Source organism: Streptomyces sp. NPDC127119 (assembly GCF_042677425.1).
Classification (GTDB): domain Bacteria; phylum Actinomycetota; class Actinomycetes; order Streptomycetales; family Streptomycetaceae; genus Streptomyces.
Genome location: NZ_JBHXTO010000083.1, coordinates 1 through 18311, shown reverse-complemented (window position 1 = coordinate 18311; position 18311 = coordinate 1). Strand labels below are relative to the sequence as shown.

The 18311-nt window shown below is 71.0% G+C and carries 17 protein-coding genes; 7 read left to right on the top strand and 10 right to left on the bottom strand.

Going from position 1 to position 18311, the window contains the following annotated elements; translation table 11 throughout:
• Positions 1-15 precede the first annotated feature (15 nt).
• Together ACFVH5_RS28750 and ACFVH5_RS28745 are read left to right on the top strand one after the other, a co-directional pair.
• Positions 16-801 (top strand): enoyl-CoA hydratase/isomerase family protein, encoded by a 786-nt coding sequence (locus ACFVH5_RS28750; RefSeq protein WP_385836628.1) that lies wholly within the window; start codon positions 16-18, stop codon positions 799-801.
• A 64-nt stretch (positions 802-865) separates the two neighbouring features.
• Positions 866-1537: a flavin reductase family protein gene (locus tag ACFVH5_RS28745; RefSeq protein WP_385836627.1), complete on the top strand. Its 672-nt coding sequence runs from the start codon at positions 866-868 to the stop codon at positions 1535-1537.
• Between the two features lie 21 nt (positions 1538-1558).
• Here ACFVH5_RS28745 and ACFVH5_RS28740 read toward each other — a convergent pair whose 3' ends face one another.
• A complete protein-coding gene (locus ACFVH5_RS28740) occupies positions 1559-2899 on the bottom strand; it encodes an MFS transporter (RefSeq protein WP_385836626.1) in 1341 nt (446 codons plus the stop codon).
• Between the two features lie 71 nt (positions 2900-2970).
• On the opposite strand from ACFVH5_RS28740, the gene ACFVH5_RS28735 reads away from it, so the two are divergent.
• Positions 2971-3960 (top strand): GlxA family transcriptional regulator, encoded by a 990-nt coding sequence (locus ACFVH5_RS28735; protein WP_385836625.1) that lies wholly within the window; start codon positions 2971-2973, stop codon positions 3958-3960.
• 190 nt (positions 3961-4150) lie between these two features.
• On the opposite strand, the gene ACFVH5_RS28730 is transcribed toward ACFVH5_RS28735, so the two are convergent.
• From ACFVH5_RS28730 to ACFVH5_RS28720, 3 genes are all read right to left on the bottom strand, one after another.
• On the bottom strand, positions 4151-5200 hold the full coding sequence (locus ACFVH5_RS28730) for a Zn-dependent alcohol dehydrogenase (protein ID WP_385836624.1): 1050 nt from the start codon (positions 5198-5200) through the stop codon (positions 4151-4153).
• A gap of 4 nt (positions 5201-5204) precedes the next feature.
• Positions 5205-6347, bottom strand: a complete 1143-nt coding sequence (locus ACFVH5_RS28725; RefSeq protein ID WP_385836623.1) for an acyl-CoA dehydrogenase family protein — start codon at positions 6345-6347, stop codon at positions 5205-5207.
• A gap of 205 nt (positions 6348-6552) precedes the next feature.
• Complete coding sequence (locus ACFVH5_RS28720) at positions 6553-7461, bottom strand: SDR family NAD(P)-dependent oxidoreductase (protein ID WP_385836622.1); 909 nt, start codon at positions 7459-7461, stop codon at positions 6553-6555.
• Between the two features lie 101 nt (positions 7462-7562).
• Between ACFVH5_RS28720 and ACFVH5_RS28715 the strand changes: the two genes are divergently transcribed.
• Positions 7563-8489: a cyclase family protein gene (locus tag ACFVH5_RS28715; RefSeq protein ID WP_385836621.1), complete on the top strand. Its 927-nt coding sequence runs from the start codon at positions 7563-7565 to the stop codon at positions 8487-8489.
• Between the two features lie 522 nt (positions 8490-9011).
• Here ACFVH5_RS28715 and ACFVH5_RS28710 read toward each other — a convergent pair.
• The 4 genes from ACFVH5_RS28710 to ACFVH5_RS28695 all read right to left on the bottom strand — a co-directional run bounded on the left by ACFVH5_RS28710 (position 9012) and on the right by ACFVH5_RS28695 (position 13330).
• On the bottom strand, positions 9012-9530 hold the full coding sequence (locus ACFVH5_RS28710) for an ATP-binding protein (RefSeq protein WP_385836648.1): 519 nt from the start codon (positions 9528-9530) through the stop codon (positions 9012-9014).
• Between the two features lie 516 nt (positions 9531-10046).
• Positions 10047-10973, bottom strand: coding sequence for an acyl-CoA dehydrogenase family protein (locus ACFVH5_RS28705; protein ID WP_385836620.1), 927 nt, complete (start codon positions 10971-10973; stop codon positions 10047-10049).
• A 3-nt stretch (positions 10974-10976) separates the two neighbouring features.
• Complete coding sequence (locus tag ACFVH5_RS28700) at positions 10977-12131, bottom strand: acyl-CoA dehydrogenase family protein (protein WP_385836619.1); 1155 nt, start codon at positions 12129-12131, stop codon at positions 10977-10979.
• Positions 12131-13330 (bottom strand): amidohydrolase family protein, encoded by a 1200-nt coding sequence (locus tag ACFVH5_RS28695; RefSeq protein WP_385836618.1) that lies wholly within the window; start codon positions 13328-13330, stop codon positions 12131-12133. The genes ACFVH5_RS28700 and ACFVH5_RS28695 overlap by 1 nt, the downstream gene beginning before the upstream one ends.
• 152 nt (positions 13331-13482) lie before the next feature.
• On the opposite strand from ACFVH5_RS28695, the gene ACFVH5_RS28690 reads away from it, so the two are divergent.
• Positions 13483-14994 (top strand): class I adenylate-forming enzyme family protein, encoded by a 1512-nt coding sequence (locus tag ACFVH5_RS28690; RefSeq protein ID WP_385836617.1) that lies wholly within the window; start codon positions 13483-13485, stop codon positions 14992-14994.
• On the opposite strand, the gene ACFVH5_RS28685 is transcribed toward ACFVH5_RS28690, so the two are convergent.
• Both ACFVH5_RS28685 and ACFVH5_RS28680 read right to left on the bottom strand, forming a co-directional pair.
• Entirely contained in the window at positions 14973-15485 is a 513-nt protein-coding gene (locus ACFVH5_RS28685) for an EF-hand domain-containing protein (RefSeq protein WP_384806401.1), read from the bottom strand. The genes ACFVH5_RS28690 and ACFVH5_RS28685 overlap by 22 nt on opposite strands.
• A 162-nt stretch (positions 15486-15647) precedes the next feature.
• Positions 15648-16022: an STAS domain-containing protein gene (locus tag ACFVH5_RS28680; protein ID WP_385836616.1), complete on the bottom strand. Its 375-nt coding sequence runs from the start codon at positions 16020-16022 to the stop codon at positions 15648-15650.
• Between the two features lie 381 nt (positions 16023-16403).
• On the opposite strand from ACFVH5_RS28680, the gene ACFVH5_RS28675 reads away from it, so the two are divergent.
• Complete coding sequence (locus tag ACFVH5_RS28675) at positions 16404-16979, top strand: sigma-70 family RNA polymerase sigma factor (protein ID WP_385836615.1); 576 nt, start codon at positions 16404-16406, stop codon at positions 16977-16979.
• Entirely contained in the window at positions 16976-18211 is a 1236-nt protein-coding gene (locus ACFVH5_RS28670; RefSeq protein WP_385836614.1) for a zf-HC2 domain-containing protein, read from the top strand. The genes ACFVH5_RS28675 and ACFVH5_RS28670 overlap by 4 nt, the downstream gene beginning before the upstream one ends.
• The last annotated feature ends 100 nt before the right edge of the window (positions 18212-18311 follow it).

Sequence of the window (18311 nt, the reverse complement as noted above, 5' to 3'; positions counted from 1 at the left end):
CCCCCCGGAGCCCCCGTGATCACCCACACCCTCGACACCACCACCCACGTCTCCTGGATCACCCTCAACCGACCGGAGGTCATGAACGCCATCACCCCCGACCAGCGGGAAGAACTCATCCGCCTCCTGGACACCGCGTCCGCAGACGCGAACACCCGCGCGGTCGTCCTCACAGCCACCGGCCGAGGTTTCTGCACAGGCGCAGACCTCCGAGGAGGCCCACCCCCCGAGGACCGCCTCCCAGGAGACGTGTCCCGCGTCATAAAGAACGGCGCCCAGCGCCTCATCACCGCAGTCCTGGACTGCGAGAAACCGGTGATCGCCGCGGTGAACGGCACCGCGGCCGGCCTCGGCGCCCACCTCGCGTACGCCTGCGACCTGATCCTCGCCGCGGAATCGGCCAGATTCATCGAGGTGTTCGCCCGCCGGGGCCTCGTCCCCGACGGCGGCGGCGCCTACCTCCTCCCCCGCCTGATCGGCCCGCAACGCGCGAAGGAACTGATGTTCTTCGGCGACGCCCTCACCGCCACGGACGCCCACCGCCTCGGTCTGGTCAACCGGGTCGTCCCGGACGGCGAGTTGGAGAAGACGGCCCGCGCGTGGGCCGACCGCCTGGCCACCGGCCCCACCCGCTCCCTGGCCCTCACCAAGCAACTGGTGAACGCCTCCCTGGACTCGGACCGTGCCACCGCGTTCACCGCCGAGGCCGCCGCGCAGGAGATCAACATGACGACGTCGGACGCCCTGGAAGGCGTGACGGCGTTCGTGGAGCGCCGCACCCCGGACTTCACGGGCCGCTGAACACCGCCGAACGCCGGCGCACCCCTTCCCATCTGACGCCCCGTCACCTTCAATGGGCGGTGTGATGGGACACGCAGGAATGGCCGCGGCAGCCGTCCGTTATCTGAGGTCGGCCGGGGAGCCGAAGACCGCGGGACCGGTCGACCCGCTCCCGCGCCCGGACCTGCGCGCGGTCGGCGACGACGAACGCGCGCCGATCGACCCGGCCGAGTTCCGCCGCGTACTCGGAAACTTCGCCACGGGCGTCACCGTCATCACAGCCCCGGCCCCGGCCCCGACCACGGATCCGGCCACGGCCACCGACCCGGAGGCCGCCCCCACAGCACCCGCCGGTTTCGCCTGCCAGTCGTTCGCCGCGCTCTCCCTCGACCCGCCCCTGATCGCGTTCATGGTCGCGCGTACGTCCACGACCTGGCCGCGTATCGCCCGCGCGGGCGTCTTCTGCGTGAACGTGCTCGGCGCGCACCAGGGCGACCTGTGCCGTGGTTTCGCGGTGAGCGGCTCGGACAAGTTCGCCGGTGTCGCCCACGAACCGTCGCCGGTCTCCGGCTCGCCCCGCCTGGCCGGCGCCACCGCGTGGATCGACTGTGCCGTCCACGCGGTCCACACGGGCGGCGACCACCTGATCGTGGTGGGCCGGGTGAACGCCCTGGGCACCCCCGACCCCGACGCCGACGGCAACGGCGCCGCCCCTCTCCTCTTCCACCGCGGCCGCTTCGGCGACTTCACGGCCTGACGCCGTCCCGGCGGACCGGCCCTAGGACCGGTCCGGGGCGAGAACCATCTCCCCCGGCACCACCCTGCGCCGAATCACCAGCGCCATCAGCGCGGCCACCGCGCACAGCGCCCCGGAGGCGTACCACATCACGTTGTACGAGCCGAAGGCGTCGCGGGCCACACCGCCGAGGAAGGCGACCAGTGCCGCCCCGACCTGGTGGGAGGCCAGGACCCAGCCGAAGACGATGGCGCTGTCGTCGCCGAACCGGTCGCGGCACAGGGCGATGGTGGGCGGGACGGTGGCGACCCAGTCGAGCCCGTAGAAGACGATGAAGAAGACCATCGGCGGGTGCACCGAGGGGCCCAGCAGCAGAGGGAGGAAGAGGAGCGAGACGCCGCGCAGGGCGTAGTAGACCGCCAGCAGCCGGCGCGGGTCGAAGCGGTCCGTGAACCAGCCGGAGGCGATCGTGCCGACGACGTCGAAGACACCGATGACGGCGAGCAGCGAGGCAGCCGCCGTGATGGGCATGCCGTGGTCGTGGGCGGCGGGCACGAAGTGGGTCTGGATCAGGCCGTTCGTCGAGGCACCGCAGATCGCGAAGGTTCCCGCGAGCAGCCAGAAGTGTCCCGTGCGTGCGGCGGCGACGAGGACCTTCACGGCTCGGCGCGCGGCCCCCGGCACGGGCGGCGGCTTCTCGACGAACTCCGTCGCCCCGTACGGCTTGAGGCCCACGTCCGCCGGATGGTCGCGCAGCAGCAGCCAGACGAACGGTACGACCGCGAGCGCCGCCAGGGCCACGGTCACGGCGGCCGGGCGCCAGCTGTGCTCCGAGACGATCCACGACAGTACGGGCAGGAAGATCAGCTGGCCGGAGGCCGAGGCCGCGGTGAGGACGCCGGTGACGAGGCCGCGCCGCTCGGTGAACCAGCGGTTGGTGACGGTGGCGGCGAAGGCGAGGGCCATCGAGCCGGAACCCAGGCCCACGAGCAGCCCCCAGCACAGCAGCAGCTGCCAGGCCGCGGTCATCCACACGGTGGCGCCGGAGCCGACCGCGATGACGACGAGCGCGAGCGCGACGACCCGCCGGATGCCGAACCGGTCCATCAGCGCCGCGGCGAACGGCGCCGTCAGCCCGTACAGCGCGAGGTTGACGGAGACCGCGAGGCCGATCGTGCCGCGCGACCAGTCGAACTCGTCGTGCAGCGGGTCGATCAGCAGACCCGGCAGGGAGCGGAAGGCCGCCGCGCCGATGATCGTCACGAAGGTGACGGCGGCGACGAACCACGCCCGGTGCACACGCGTACGCCGCCGCGCGGCTCCGCCGGTTCCGGGGTCCTGCGCGGGTGCCGCCTCGCTCGCGGCGTCGGTTGTCTGGGTCACGTCACCGAGCTTCCGTCCTCGGCCCTCCCCGAACGAGTGGCCCGAAGGACAGCATTCGCTAGGATCGGGCCATGGGTACGCACACGCCGGACACCCCGCCCCCTCGGCACCGCGTCGTCGTCCTCGCCCTGGACGGCCTCCTCCCCTTCGAGCTGGGCATCCCGCAGCGCATCTTCGGACGCGCCAAGGACACCCAGGGCCGCAGGCTGTACGAGATCGTCACCTGCTCCGTCCGGCCGCCGGGCCCGGTCGAGACGGACGCCGACTTCTCCGTCCTGGTCGAGAACGGCCCGGAGGCCCTCGCCACCGCCGACACCGTGGTCGTCCCGGCCTCGTACGAGCTTGGCCCGGTCCACGACGAGGGCGTGCTCACCGACGAGCTGGCCACGGCCCTCGCCCTGATCCGGCCGGGCACCCGGCTCGTCTCGATCTGCACGGGCGGGTACGTCCTGGCCGCCGCCGGGCTGCTCGACGGGCGCCCGGCGACCACGCACTGGGCGTCCGCCGAACACTTCCAGCGCCTCTTCCCGAAGGTGCGGGTCGACGCGGACGTGCTGTTCATCGACGACGGGGACGTGCTGACCTCCGCCGGGGTCGCGGCGGGCATCGACCTGTGCATCCACATCGTGCGCCGCGACCACGGGACCGCCGTCGCCAACGAGGTGGCCCGGCGCACGGTGGTGCCTCCGCACCGGGACGGCGGGCAGGCGCAGTACATCGAACGGCCTGTTCCGGAGCCGCAGTTGGCCACCACGATCGGGGCGCGGGCGTGGGCGCTGAGCCGGTTGCACGAGCCGATCCAGTTGCGGGACATGGCCGCGCAGGAGGCGATGTCGGTGCGGACGTTCACGCGGCGGTTCCGGGAGGAGGCGGGGGTCAGTCCCGGTCAGTGGCTCACGCAGCAGCGGGTCGAACGGGCCCGCCATCTCCTGGAGTCCACGGACCTGTCGATGGACCAGGTCGCGGCGGACTCCGGCTTCGGCACGGCCCAGTCGATGCGCCAACATCTCCAATCGGCCCTAGGAGTCACCCCCACGTCCTACCGCCGAACATTCCGCTAGCCCCCGCATGTCCTCAGGGGCTCCGCCCCCGAACCCCCGCTGCGCAGTTCCCCGCGCCCCCAGGTACCCAGGGGCGCGGGGAACTGCGAATCTTTTGCCTTTAGGGGCGCGGGGAACTGCGCAATCCTTAGGGCCCGCCCCCACCGCACCCGCACCCGCACCCGCAAGCGGCAAGCGAACCCGCACGTTCCTAGAACGTCAAGACAGCCCGGGCCGCAAGCCCGACCCGCGCATCGGCGACCGCCTTCTCGAACTCGTCCACCCCATACGTCTCCGTCACCAGCTCATCCAGCAACAACCGCCCCTCCCGATACATCTCCGCGTACAGCGCAACATCCCGCTGCGGCCGAGAAGACCCGTACCGGCACCCGAGGATCGACTTGTCCAGGTACATCGACGAGACGAGGAAGGACGCCTCGGCGCCGGCGGGCGGCACGCCCAGCAGTACCGCCTGTCCCTGCCGGTCGAGCAGATCGACGGCCTGCCGTACCAGTTCCACCCGCCCCACGCACTCGAAGACGTGATCCGCCCCCGTCGGCAGCACGTCCCGCACCCCCTCCACGGACGTGAAGAAGTGTCCGGCCCCGAACCGCCGGGCCACCCCCTCCTTCGCCGGATTCGAATCCACCGCGATCACGGTCAGCGCGCCGGCGATCCGCGCGCCCTGGATCACGTTGAGCCCGATCCCCCCGGTCCCGATGACGACCACACTGTCCCCGTGCTCGACCCGCGCCCGGTTCAGCACGGCCCCGACCCCGGTGAGCACCCCGCACCCGATCAGCGCGGCCGACGCCATCGGGATGTCCTTCGGGATCCGTACGGCCTGCACGGCCTTCACCAACGTCCGTTCGGCGAAGGCGGAGTTGGACGCGAACTGGTACAGCGGCCGGCCGTCCCGCAGAAACGGCCGCTGCGGCATCCCGATGGCCTTGCGGCACATGGTGGGCCGCCCCCGGTCGCACGCGGCGCACGCACCGCAGTTCGCGAGCGTGGACAGGGAGACGTGGTCGCCGGGCTGCACATGGGTGACGCCCGCGCCCACCTCCGCCACGACACCCGCGCCCTCGTGCCCGAGCACGACGGGTACGGGGAAGGGGATGGTGCCGTCGATCACGGAGAGGTCGCTGTGGCACAGCCCCGCCGCCGAGACCGCGACCAGCACCTCGCCCGGCCCGGGATCCCGTATCTCCAGGTCGTCCACCACCTGGGCCTGCTCACCGTCGAAGATCACGCCCTTCATGGCCTCAGCCCTTCGCTTCCCTGGGAAGGCCGAGCACACGCTCGGCGATGATCGTGCGCTGGATCTCGTCCGAGCCGCCGTAGATGGTGTCGGCGCGGCTGAAGAGGAACAGGTGCTGCAGCGCGTCCAGTTCGTAGGGCGCTTCGGCCGACCAGTCCCCGGGACCGACCGCCGCCCCGGCCCCCCGCACGCGCATCGCCAGTTCGCCGAGCCGCTGATGCCACCGGCCCCACATCAGTTTGGCCACACTGGGAGCGCCCCGGTCCGCCGAACTCCCCAGCGTCCGAAGGGCGTTCCACCGCATGGTGCGCAACTCGGCCCACTGGCGCACGAGCAGGTCGCGGACGACCGGGTCGTCGGCGGCCCCCGAGGCGACGGCCGCCTCGACCACCTGCGCCAGCTCCTGGGCGAAACCGACCTGCTGGGCCAGCGTGGAGACTCCGCGCTCGAAGCCGAGCAGGCTCATCGCGACCTGCCAGCCGTTGCCCTCGCCGCCGACGAGATGTTCGGCGCGTGCGTGCGCCCCGTCGAAGAAGACCTCGTTGAACTCGCTGGTCCCGGTCATCTGCCGGATAGGCCGTACGTCGATGCGCCCGGGCTGGTCCATGGGTACGAGCAGAAAGCTCAGCCCGCGATGCCGCCGGGACCCCGCCTCCGTACGCGCCAGCACGAAGCACCAGTCCGCCTCGTGCGCCAGCGAGGTCCAGATCTTCTGCCCGCTGATCCGGTACCCGTCCGCCTCCCGCACGGCCTGCGTACGGATGCCCGCGAGGTCGGACCCGGCGCCGGGTTCGCTGTACCCCTGGCACCACAGTTCGTCACCGGAGGCGATGGGCGGCAGGAACCGGTTCTTCTGCTCCTCACTGCCATGCGCGATGAGCGTGGGAGCCAGCAGTTTCTCCCCGATGTGCCCGCCGCGCGCAGGCGCCCGGACGCGCGCGTACTCCTCGGCCCACACCACCTGCCGTTCCAGTCCGACCGCACGATTGCCGTACCCCTCGACCCCCCACCCGATCCCGATCCACCCCCCACCCCCAAGAACCCGCTCCCAGCCCCTACGGTCCCCGACACCCCCCACATGCTCAGCAAGCCACCCCCGCACCTCATCCCGAAAGGCTTCGTCCTCCGCACTGACCCCAAACTCCATGAGCCCCTCCACCACCCGTCGACCGACCCACCCAGGGGCGCGGGCAACGGCGCGACCAGCCACAGCCGACCCGCACCCGCTTCTCCTCGGGGGCGCGGGGAACTGCGCGAAAGCCACAGCGAACCCGCACCCATCGCTTTCAGGGGCGCGAGGAACGGCGCGACCAGCCACAACGCACCCGCACCCACCCGCCCACGACCGCCCCCTACGTCGCCCCCCTCGCGGCCCGAGCAGCCCGCTCCATCTCCTCCACCCGCACCAGCAACGGCATGGGATCCACCCCCACGCTCCCCGGCAGAAAGTCCGCAATCCGCTCAGGCGTCCACCCGCCCTCCGCATATCCGGCACGGAGTTCCCGCGGCTGCGCCCACACCGCGATCTTCGGCCCCGCCACGGTGTACACCTGCCCGGTGATCCCTTCCTCCCGGGCCCGCCCGGACAGCAGGTACACCACGAGCGCGGCCACATCCTCCGGCTCACCGATCTCCGTCAGCTCCATCGGCACGTTCGCGGACATCCGCGTACGGGCGACCGGCGCGACCGCGTTCGCCGTCACCCCGTACTTGTGGAGCCCGAGCGCCGCGCTGCGGACGAGCGAGATGATCCCGCCCTTGGCCGCGCTGTAGTTGGCCTGGGAGACGGACCCCTGGTGGTTGCCGCTGGTGAACCCGATCAGCGTCCCGGCCCCCTGCTTGCGCATGACGGCGGACGCCGCGCGGAACACGGTGAACGTACCTTTCAGATGCGTGGCGATCACCGGGTCCCACTCGTCCTCGGACATGTTGAAGAGCATGCGTTCGCGCAGGATCCCGGCGACGCAGACGACTCCGTCGAGCCGCCCGTACGCCTCCAGGGCCGTGTCGACGATCCGCTGTCCGCCCGCCATGGTGGAGATGTCGTCGGCCACGGCGACCGCCTCCCCGCCGGCCGCCCCGATCTCCTTGACGACGGCGTCGGCGACCGAACTGCTCGGCTCCGAGCCTTCGATGGAGACGCCGTAGTCGTTGACGACGACCCGTGCGCCCTCGGCCGCTGCCGCCAGCGCCACCGCGCGTCCGATGCCCCGGCCCGCCCCGGTCACGGCGACGACCCTGCCTTCCAGGAAGTTCCCCACGCCCCGGCCCCTTCCCGCAGTTTCTGACGGTCCGTTAGATTTGCCTCGGCTCAGATTCTACGACCCGTCAGATACCTGGAGACAAGCCCCGGGGAGTACTCATGTCACTGCCGGCCGAGTTCCACGAGATCGCCAAACGCGTCAACAACTGGGGGCGTTGGGGCGCCGACGACGAGATCGGCACCCTGAACCTGATCACCGACGAGGTCGTGCGCGGGGCCGCCGCGAGCGTCCGGACCGGCCGTCGCGTACCGCTCGCGCTCCCCCTGCGCCAGGACGGCGTGCAGACGGGGATGATCCCGGGCCGGGTCGATCCGCTGCACACGATGGTGCAGATCAACCAGGAACTGTTCGGCCCCGGCACGATCGCGTGCAGCGACGACGCCGTGACGATGGGCCTCCAGGCGGCCACGCACTGGGACGCGCTCAGCCATGTCTCGCACTCGGGCAGGCTCTACAACGGCCGCCCCGCCGACACGATCACCGCCCACGGGGGCGCCGAGTTCAACGGCATCGACAAGCCCCGGCACATCGTCTCGCGCGGCGTCCTGCTGGACGTGGCCCGGGCGCTCGGCGTGGAGCGCCTGGACAGCGGGCACGCGGTGACCCCGGAGGACCTGGAGGCGGCCGAGGAGCTGAGCGGCACGAAGGTCGGCGCGGGCGACATCGTCCTCGTACGCACCGGTCAGATCCAGCTCCTCCTCGCGGGCGACAGGCAGGGGTACGCCTTCCCCTCCCCCGGTCTGTCCGTGCGCACCCCGGAGTGGTTCCACGCCCGCGATGTCGCGGCGGTCGCGAACGACACCCTCACCTTTGAGATATTTCCTCCCGAGATAGAGGGCTTGTGGCTGCCCGTCCACGGCCTCCACCTGGTCGAGATGGGCATGCTTCAGGGCCAGAACTGGAATCTCGAAAAGTTGTCCACAGCCTGTGGAGAAATCGGCAGCTCTACGTTCCTGCTGTCGGCGATGCCCGAACCCTTCGCCGGCGCCACGGGAACCCCCGTCGCACCGGTCGCGATCCTCTGACGCACCCAGGACCCAAGAGTCCACGAATCCAGAACCTGGAACCCGGACCGCAGAACCAGGAATCCCGAACCCCGAGCCCCGCCGCCGGACCACCGGGGCCGGCTGGCGGCGCGTCTCCCCCACGTACGACCACACCCGGGCGAAAGGAGCCCCCACCCCACCCCGGGCGCGGCACCGCGCGCCGCCATCCGGCTCTCCGGCGCGCCTGCCCCTGGCCCCGCAGGAGCCGACGCCCAGTCGCGATCCGCGCTCGCCGAGGGCTCCCGTCACCGAAGACCTCGACGTCCCCTCACGGCGAATCGCTGAACACAAGCGTGATGAAACGGACACGGTCCGTCAACACCCGTTCGGCGATTCATGCCATTGGCGCCCTTTGTGACGCTCACGGGCGGAAGCACGGCCCGGCGCATTCGGCATCACCGGACGCCGGGACCCCGGACCGCGTGCCACCCGTGCGCCAGCGGGCGCACCCGTGCCCGAGCGCCCGCTCCCGCGTGACGGGCCCCGGGCGGGGGCCGGTGCCTACACGGCCTCGTACGCCATGTCCCCGTAGACCACGGGAGATGCCACCGAAGACACGACCGGCGCCGCGTCGCATCCCGTGACGAGAGTGGTCGCCGACGAACATCGGTCCACCTCGCACCAGATGCGTTTCCCGGCGCCCTCGGCGCTCCAGCCCCACCGGTCGGCGAGACCGTCGACGAGTGCGAGGCCACGGCCGTTGGTGTCGTCGCCGTCCGCGCAGCGCGGGCGCGGGGCCCGGGTGCTGGCGTCGACGACCTCCAGGCGGACGGTCGCGACGACCTCCCCGACGGCCCGCTCACCGGCTGTCGGCGCACTCGCCGCGTCCGGCACGAACAGCCGCAGGACGGCGGGGCGGCCGGTGTGCACCACGGCGTTGGTGACCAGCTCCGAGACGAGCAGGATCAGCGTCTCGGCCAGCGGCTCATCGGCCTCTATCCCGGAACCCGCGAGCCGCGAACGGGCCCACCTCCGGGCTCGCCCCACCTCCGCGGGGTCGGGCCGGATCTCCAGCTGCACTTGAAGCACCTGCACCGCTCACACCATCCGAACCGGCGGACACATCGCCTCGCGCCTCGCAAGGGCCACGATCGTGGTCAGAAAAGGGCTCACGGAACGTGATTCCCTCAGGAGACAGCATGGTTGACGTACAGTCACCCCAACAAGCGCTTCGGGCATATTCCAGCGCGAAGGAGTACGCGTGCGGCATACTGTGCGACGCTCGCCACGGGGAGTCGAACAGGCAGGAACGGTCCTGCTTCCTGCCCCGCGAGCGGCACACATCGCCGGATCCGGGGCCGCCCCAGGGGCAACACCGTGATGGCCCGGCATCAGAACCACTCGCATCCCACACAAGGTACCGGAGCAGGCCGCCGACTCCAGGCCGTGACGAGTCACGCGTAGGACACAACCCGATATCAACGCTCGGCCATTCCGGTATGCCACGTTCCGCGACTTCCGTCCCCTTCGGTCGTTCCCACCCCCTCACGGGAGTGCCACGATCGGCGGCATTCGGCACCGGCCGGCTCCCGCGGCTCACGTCCCGGGCCGTGCCGCCGACGCCAGCAGATCCTCCGCGAGCGCCTCCTCGGCCGCCGCGGCGCCCTCCCCGCGGCGGGCCCGCGACCAGGCCCGTTTGAGATGGAGGTGTACATCGGACTCCCAGGTGAATCCCATTCCGCCGTGCACCTGGAGGCAGTCGCGGGCCCCTCGCTCGGCCGCCTCGTCGGCCAGCAGCCGGGCCGCCGCGATGTCGAGCGGATCGGCGGTGACGGCCGCCGCGTACACCGCCGCACGGGCCACTTCCACCCGTACCAGCATCTCCGAGCACAGGTGTTTCACCGCCTGGAAGGCCCCGATCGGCTGCCCGAACTGCTCACGGGTCCGGGCGTGTTGCACGGCCAGCGCACAGGTCCACGCGGCGGAGCCGAGCTGTTCGGCGGCGGTCAGCAGGGCGGCGACCGGGTCGGGGGGCGCGGCCCGGGGCACGCGGTGCAGGGGCGTCAGCGGATCGACGGACCGCAGGGCGACGGCTCCGGTCACCTCGCCCCGTACGACGTCCGCCTCGTCCAGCCATTCGACGAGGTCGCCGTCGACGGCGGCGACGACACACGTGCCGGTGGCCGCGCCCGGTACCTCACCGGCCGCGAGGTGGGTGGCCACGAGCGGTCCGGGCAGCAGCGCCCGGCCGGCCTCCTCGAAGGCGAGCACCGCCTCGGGCAGTCCGAGCCCGACCCCGCCCCGCTCCTCCGGCAACCGCAGCGCGAAGAACCCGGCCTCGCCCAACTCACGCCAGAGCGCCCGATCGAGCCCACCGACGGCTCCCCGCTCCCCGGAGCCGGCGTGCTCCCCTCTCCCCGGGTCCACGGCGGCCCGCAACCGCTCCCGCCCGAACCGCCGCACCAGCAACTCGCGTACACCGGCCCGTAACGCCCGTTGATCATCGGTGAGTTGGAAGTCCACCGGTCACCGTCCCTTCGGGAGGCCCAGAATGCGCTCGGCCACGATGTTCCGCTGGATCTGCGAGGTCCCGGCGGCGATGGTGTACGAGAGCGACGACAGCCGGTCGACCGTCCACTCCCGGCCCAGATCGAGCCCCTCGGGACCCAGCACCTCGGCCGCCGCGTCGTACAGCTCCTGCCGCGCCTGCGAGTACCGCAGCTTGAAGACCGAGCCGCCCACGCCCGGCACTCCGCCACCGCGCTCCGACTCGCTCACGTTCCACTGCGTCAGCCGCCACAGGGCCCGGAACTCGGCATTGAGCCTGCCGAGCCTGCGCCGCAGCGGCACGTCGTCCCACCGGCCGTTCTTCCGGGCCTCGCGCGCCACCTCGCCGAGCACCCGCCGGCAGGCCACCACCTCGCCCACGAAGGCGGTGCCGCGCTCGAAGGACAGCGTCACCATGGTCACGCGCCAGCCGTCGTTCTCCTCACCGACCCGGTTGGCGACGGGCACCCGCACCTCGTCGAGGAAGACCTCCGCGAACTCCGCGGACCCGGCGAGCGTACGAAGCGGCCGTACGGTGATGCCCGGCGCGTCCATCGGCATCGCCAGCCAGGTGATCCCGCGATGCTTCGGCGCCGCCGCGTCGGTCCGCACCAACAGCTCGCACCAGTCGGCGACTTCGGCGTGCGAGGTCCAGATCTTGGAGCCGCTGACCACGTAGTCGTCACCGTCCCGCCACGCGCGCGTGCGCAGCGACGCGAGGTCGGACCCGGCGTCCGGCTCGCTGAACCCCTGGCACCACACCTCCTCGCCGCGCAGCACGGGCGGCAGCCACCGCGCCCGCTGCCGGGCGCTTCCCTCGGCGGCGATGGTCGGCCCGGCATGCAGCAGCCCGACGAAGTTGGCCCCTACGTAGGGAGCACCCGCCTTCTCGGTCTCCTCCAGAAAGATCAGATGCCGGGTCGGTGTGGCGCCACGGCCCCCCGCGTCGACCGGCCAGTGCAACCCCGCGTACCCGGCGTCGTACAACAGCCGCTGCCACCCGAGGTCGTACGCGCGCCGCCCCGGCCAGTCGTCGGCCGAGGGCTTGGGAGGCAGCCCGGGAAGTACCTCACCCAGCCACTCCCGCAACCGCGCCCGGAACTCCTCGTCCTCGTCCGCGTACGAAAGATCCATTACCTGTCGCGGTCCAGGTCGAGGCCCAGCATGCGGATGGCGTTGCCGCGCATCAGCTTGTAGACGGTCTCGTCGTCGAGGCCCTTCACATGGTCGAGGGCGACTTCCTTGGTGTGCGGGAAGGTCGAGTCGACATGCGGATAGTCGGTCTCGAACGTGGCGTTGTCGCGTCCCACCACGTCCAGCGAGGCGACCCCGTGCTTGTCGCGGAAGAAGCAGCAGAAGATCTGCCGGTAGTAGTAGGTGGAGGGCGGCTCGGGAATCAGATCCCGCACCCCGCCCCAGGCCCGATGCTCCTCCCACACGTCATCGGCCCGCTCCAGCGCGTACGGAATCCACCCCATCTGCCCCTCGCTGTAGGCGAGTTTGAGCCCAGGGAACTTCACGAGCACGCCGCTGAACAGGAAATCCATCATCGAGGCCATGGCGTTGTTGAAGCTCAGGGACGCCTGAACGGCGGGAGGGGCATCCGGCGATGCGGCGGGCATCTGGCTGCTGCTGCCGATGTGCATGTTGACGACCGTGCCGGTCTCCTGGCAGACGGCGAAGAACGGGTCCCAGTACCCGGAGTGGATGGACGGCAGCCCCAGATGGGTCGGGATCTCCGAGAACGTCACCGCCCGCACGCCCCGAGCCGCGTTGCGCCGGATCTCGGCGACGGCAAGGTCGATGTCCCAGAGCGGAATGATGCACAGCGGAATCAGCCTCCCCCCGCTGTCCCCGCACCACTCCTCGACCATGAAGTCGTTGTAGGCGCGCACGCAGGCCAGCGCGACCTCCTTGTCGTGCGCCTCGGCGAAGGTCTGCCCGCAGAACCGCGGGAAGGTGGGGAAGCACAGGCTCCCCTCCACATGATTGGCGTCCATGTCCTTGAGCCGCTCGACCGGGTCCCAGCACCCGGGCCGCATCTCCTCACGGGTGATGCCCTCAAGCGTCATCTCGTCCCGGTCGAACCCGACGGCCGCGATGTTGCGCTTGTACGGGAACTTCAGGTCCTCGTAGATCCACCAGTCGGTAGGCGGCCCGTCCGGATCCATGGTGATCCGGTACTTGCCGGCCACGTACGCCAGTTCGCCGATACCCGCCGTCAGGGGCTTGGGCCCGCGATCCCGGTATTTCCTCGGCAGCCAGGTCTCGAAGAGGTGGGCGGGCTCGATCACATGGTCGTCGACGCTGATGATCCGAGGCAGTTCGGTCATGAGTCCAGCCCTCTCCGGCGGCAAATCTGATGACCCGTCAGAAGGCAGGCTAGCCCCGCACCCCTGGACCGACAAGGCGCAGACGCCTACGCTCTCCACGCGACCTGACTACCCGTCAGTTACCTTGGCCATCAGCGGTGAGGAGCACGGGCATGCCCACGGACACCGCGCACACACTCGACACCTCCCGCACCTTCTGGGAACTCGTCGAACGCCGCGCCGCACTCACCCCCGACCGCCCGGTCCTCCTCCAGGACGACCGCACCCTGACCTTCGAGGAGCTGCGCGCCGGCGCCGAACGCACGGCGGCGGGCCTGCACGCCATGGGCGTACGCCCCGGAACCGTGGTCGCCTGGCAGCTGCCCACCCGTATCGAGACCGTCGTCCTCGCGATGGCCCTGACACGGCTCGGCGCGGTCCAGTCGCCGATCATCCCCTTCTACCGCGACCGGGAGGTGTCCTTCGCGCTCCACGCCTCGCAGGCGGAGTTCTTCGCGGTCCCCGGCACCTGGCGCGACTTCGACCACACCGCCATGGCCGAACGCATCGCCGCACGCGGCACCTTCGAGGCGTACGCCACCCTCCCCACCGGCGACCCCGCGTCACTCCCCGCCCCGCCCACCACGGGGACGGACGTGCGCTGGATCTACTGGACGTCCGGCACGACCTCGGACCCCAAGGGCGTCCTGCACACGGACCGTTCCCTCATAGCCGGCGGCAGCTGCCTCGCCCACGCCCTGCACCTCTCGGAGGCCGACACGGGCTCGATCGCGTTCCCCTTCGCCCACATAGGCGGCCCCGACTACCTGGTCATGCTGCTGCTGTACGGGTTCCCGGCGGTCCTCTTCGAGAAGTTCGCGCTGCCGGACGCACTGGAGGGCTACCGCAGGCACGGGGTGACGGTGGCGGGCGGTTCGACGGCGTTCTACTCCATGTTCCTGGCGGAACAACGCAGACAGCCGGACACCAGACTCATCCCGACCCTGCGTCTCCTGGCCGGCGGCGGCGCCCCCAAGCCCCCCGAGATCCACCACGCGGTCGTACGCGAGATGGGCGTGAAACTCACCCACGGCTACGGCATGACAGAGGTCCCGATGATCACCATGGGCTCCCCGGACGACACCGAGGAGAACCTGGCGACGACGGAGGGCAAACCCCCACCGGGCATGGAGATCCGCATCAGGAACGACGAGGTACGCCTGCGCGGCGAAGCGGTGTGCGCGGGCTACCTGAACCCGGACCAGACAAAGGAGGCCTTCGACGAGGACGGCTTCCTGATCACGGGGGACCTCGGCCACCTCACCCCCACCGGCCACCTGGTCCTGACGGGCCGCCTGAAGGACGTGATCATCCGCAAGGGCGAAAACATCAGCGCCAAAGAACTGGAGGACCTACTGCACAACCATCCGGCAATCGCGGACGCAGCAGTCATAGGCCTCCCCGACACAGAACGAGGAGAAAGGGTCTGCGCGGTGATCGAGCAGACCACCGGAACCACACCCCTCACCCTCCCCGAGGTGACGGCCCATCTGCGCGCGGAAGGACTGTCCCCCCACAAGCTGCCGGAGCAACTGGAGGTGGTGGACGCCCTTCCGCGCAACGAGACGCTGCGCAAAGTGCTGAAGTACCGGCTCCGGGAGCGTTACTCGGGCACCGTGAAGTAGCGGGCGAAGGCACTCACGATGTCGGGCTCGGTGACCACTCCGTCGGCGTCCGAGTCGAGAGCGCCGGCCGCGGTGGCAGCGGTGTCCCCAGGCACACCCAGGGCCTTGAGGATCCGCGCGGTCTCGTCGACGGTCACGGAGCCGTCCCCGTCGCCGTCCGCGACGGCGAGCGCCGCGTCCAGGAAGGGGCGGGCGATCTCGGCGAAGCGGTCGGGGTTGTCACGCAGCCGCTTCACGGCCCCGTTCACGAACTCCTCGCGGGTGATCCGCTGGTCGCCGTCCCGGTCCGCTATGCCGGCCATGCCCTGCCAGAAGGCCTCCGCGCCGATGTACAGGGCCTGGCCCTTGTCGCACCGGGCCGTCGTGGCGAACTCGGCGAGCAGCGCCTTCGTCGCCGCGTTGAAGTCCTCGCGGTCGATGTAGCCGTTGCCGTCCTGATCGAAGCCGGCGAACCGGGCGGCGATCTTCCGCTCGTACTCGGTACTGACCATGTCTTTCGGGCCGCCTTACCTCACGTGGGTACGTCTGGCAGGAGCGTACGACGACCGGCCCCCTCGGGGAGCCGGAAAACGACGCTTGCGCCAAGACCGGGGGAAATCCGCGACAACACCGTCACGAACACACCCAACGACCTTCCCCCTCCGTGACGGGAATCACGCCGAAAGTGAACTCGCCTCATCGTCCACGGCGGCGTCGACATCGGCGTACGCGTCGAAGAGCCTGCGCACACCGAGAGCACCCAGCACCCGGTTGACGTGCGACCCGTCCTCGGCCCCCTGCGCGGGGAGGATCACCCGCAGACGCCCCTGACAGGACCGGATCAGCCGCCGCGAGGCGATGAGCACACTCACGCCGCTGGAATCGCAGAACAGCACCCCGGACAGGTCCAGCACGACGTCATGCCGCCCGTCGGCCACGGCCTCGTGCACCCGCTGCCGCAGCACGGGCGAGGTCACCAGATCCATCTCACCCGAAACCCGCACGACGGCCCAGCCGCGCTGCTCGCCTTCGGTCACCCTGAGCGTCACGCGTCTGTCCCTCGCTCGACAATGTCGGACCCGGAAACGGAAGCCACAACTTCACTTCCCTGCTGCGTGGCTGCCCCACCCCCGCGCCGCGAAACACGGAATTCCGAATCGAAACGCACCCCACACGCCCCCTTCCGATCAACCGCACTCCAATCCGGCCACCCCCAACCACAACAATTCACCCACCACCCAACCCAAAGTAAGTACAGCAACACACAACGCAACAATCCCCCTACCACCCCACCCCCTCCCCGGGGCGCGCATTGCCACAAAGGGGCGTGCGTCACCACGGGTGCCGACTACATTCGTGAGGAGACCGGAGAGGAGAATCCGGTGGACACGGGCACAGGCGCACAGCACGAACAGGGGCGAGGGGGCCGCATGGCCAGAAGGGACACGCCACCCCGCTGGGACCGCAAGATGCAACAGCGGCTCGCGCGGGGGGAGGCAGCCGCGCTCGGCGAGCTCTATGACCGCTTCGCTTCACTCGTGCACGGTCTCGCCCACCGCGTACTCGGCGACGAACACGCGGCCGACGGCATCACCCGCGAGGTCTTCGCCCACGTCTGGGAGAACCCCGAGTCCTACGACCCCAGGCAGGGCCCCCTGCGCTCCTGGGTCGCCACCCTGACGCACCGCCTCGCCGTACAGCGCCTGCGCACCACGGAGACCGCCGCGCTCGCCCAGGACGGCACGGACGACACCGACGAACTGGAACGCAAGGTCCGCCGCGCCTCCGTGGCGGCCCGCGCCGACTACATCGTCACGTCCATGCCGACCCCGCTGCGCACCGCCCTGGAACTCGCCTACTTCCAGCGCCGCGACTACCACCAGACCGCCGCGGACCTGGGCGTCACCGCGGACGAGGCCCGCCGCCGCCTGCGCCTGGGCCTCCAACTCCTCTCCACGGCCCACGACACACCGGGAACACCCCCCGACCAAGGGGGCGCAAGGTGAACAGCGCAAACCCTTTCGACGAGTACGAAGAAGAACCGAACCCCCAGAACCCCCCACGCATACCGATCCCACGCGCCTCCATAGAGGACACGGGCCTCCCCCTCCCCACCCCTCCCCTCCTCCTCGAACACCGGGTGCTGAAGGCGCTGCTGGGCGCCTGGGCGCTGGCGGCCTGCTCGCCCGAGGAGACGGCGGCGGTGGAGGACCATCTCGGCGGCTGCGGCGCCTGCGCGGACGAGGCCCTGCGCCTGCGTGAAGCCGTGGGCCTCCTGCACCCGCCGGAGACCCTCGACCTGGACCCGGCCCTGCGCACCCGCGTCCTGCAGGCCTGCCTGACCCGCCGCCCGCCCCGGATCCCGGTCCCCTCCTGGGCCACCCCGTACGACGCGGAGACCGCCCGCCTGGACGCCCTGCTCCAGGACATCGGCGACGCCGAGTGGCACGCCCCGGTGCGACTGCGCTGGTTCGACGGCAAGGAACCCATCAGCCGACGCACCACCGTCGCCGGAGTGATCGCCCACCTCCTGACCGTGGACGGCCTGGTCGCCGTCACACTCGGCCTGGAAGACCCCCTGGAAACCCGGACGGACACCCCCGCCCCCACCCCCTCGGCCCGCACCGAGGCCTTCTGGGGCGCAGCCCACTTCCCGCCCACCCGTTCCGTACGCGGTCCCTGGCGCGAGCAGTCCCACAACCTCGTCCGCACGGTCGCCTTCGCGGGCGGAGGCTCCGGCCGCCTCCCCGTCCCGTACGGCGACTTCGAACTCCCGCTCCGGGACTCCATGCTGGACCGGGCCTTCGAGACCTGGGTCCACGCCGGAGACATCGCCGAAGCCGTCGACTACCCCTACGAGCCGCCCTCGCCCCGCCATCTCCACGCGATGATCGACCTGGGCGCCCGCATGCTCCCCTCGGCCCTGGCCGCCCGCCGCCAGGCAGGCCTGGCGGCCCCCGCGGAAACCCCCCACCTGGTCCCGGCCGGCACCCCCGGCCGCAGCCTCCGCCTGGAGATCGAGGGCCTCGGCGGCGGCGAATGGCTCATCCCGCTCGACTCCCCCGGCACCCTGGCCTCCCCCGACCGCGAAGTGGCCCACGTGGCCCTGGACGGCGTGGAGTTCTGCCAACTGGCAGCGGGCCACGTCTCCCCGGAAGAGGCAGCAGCAGGCCAGGCAGGCGACCGAGAGGCCATCAGAGACGTCCTGTTCGCAGCAGCGTCACTGAGCCGCATGTAACAGCAGCCCCCCGGACGCGCACCTGCAAGAGACCGGAGGGGGCCGGGGCGACGTGTCCGCCCGCAGCGGCCGGCGCGTCCGCAAAGGGCCCTACAAATCC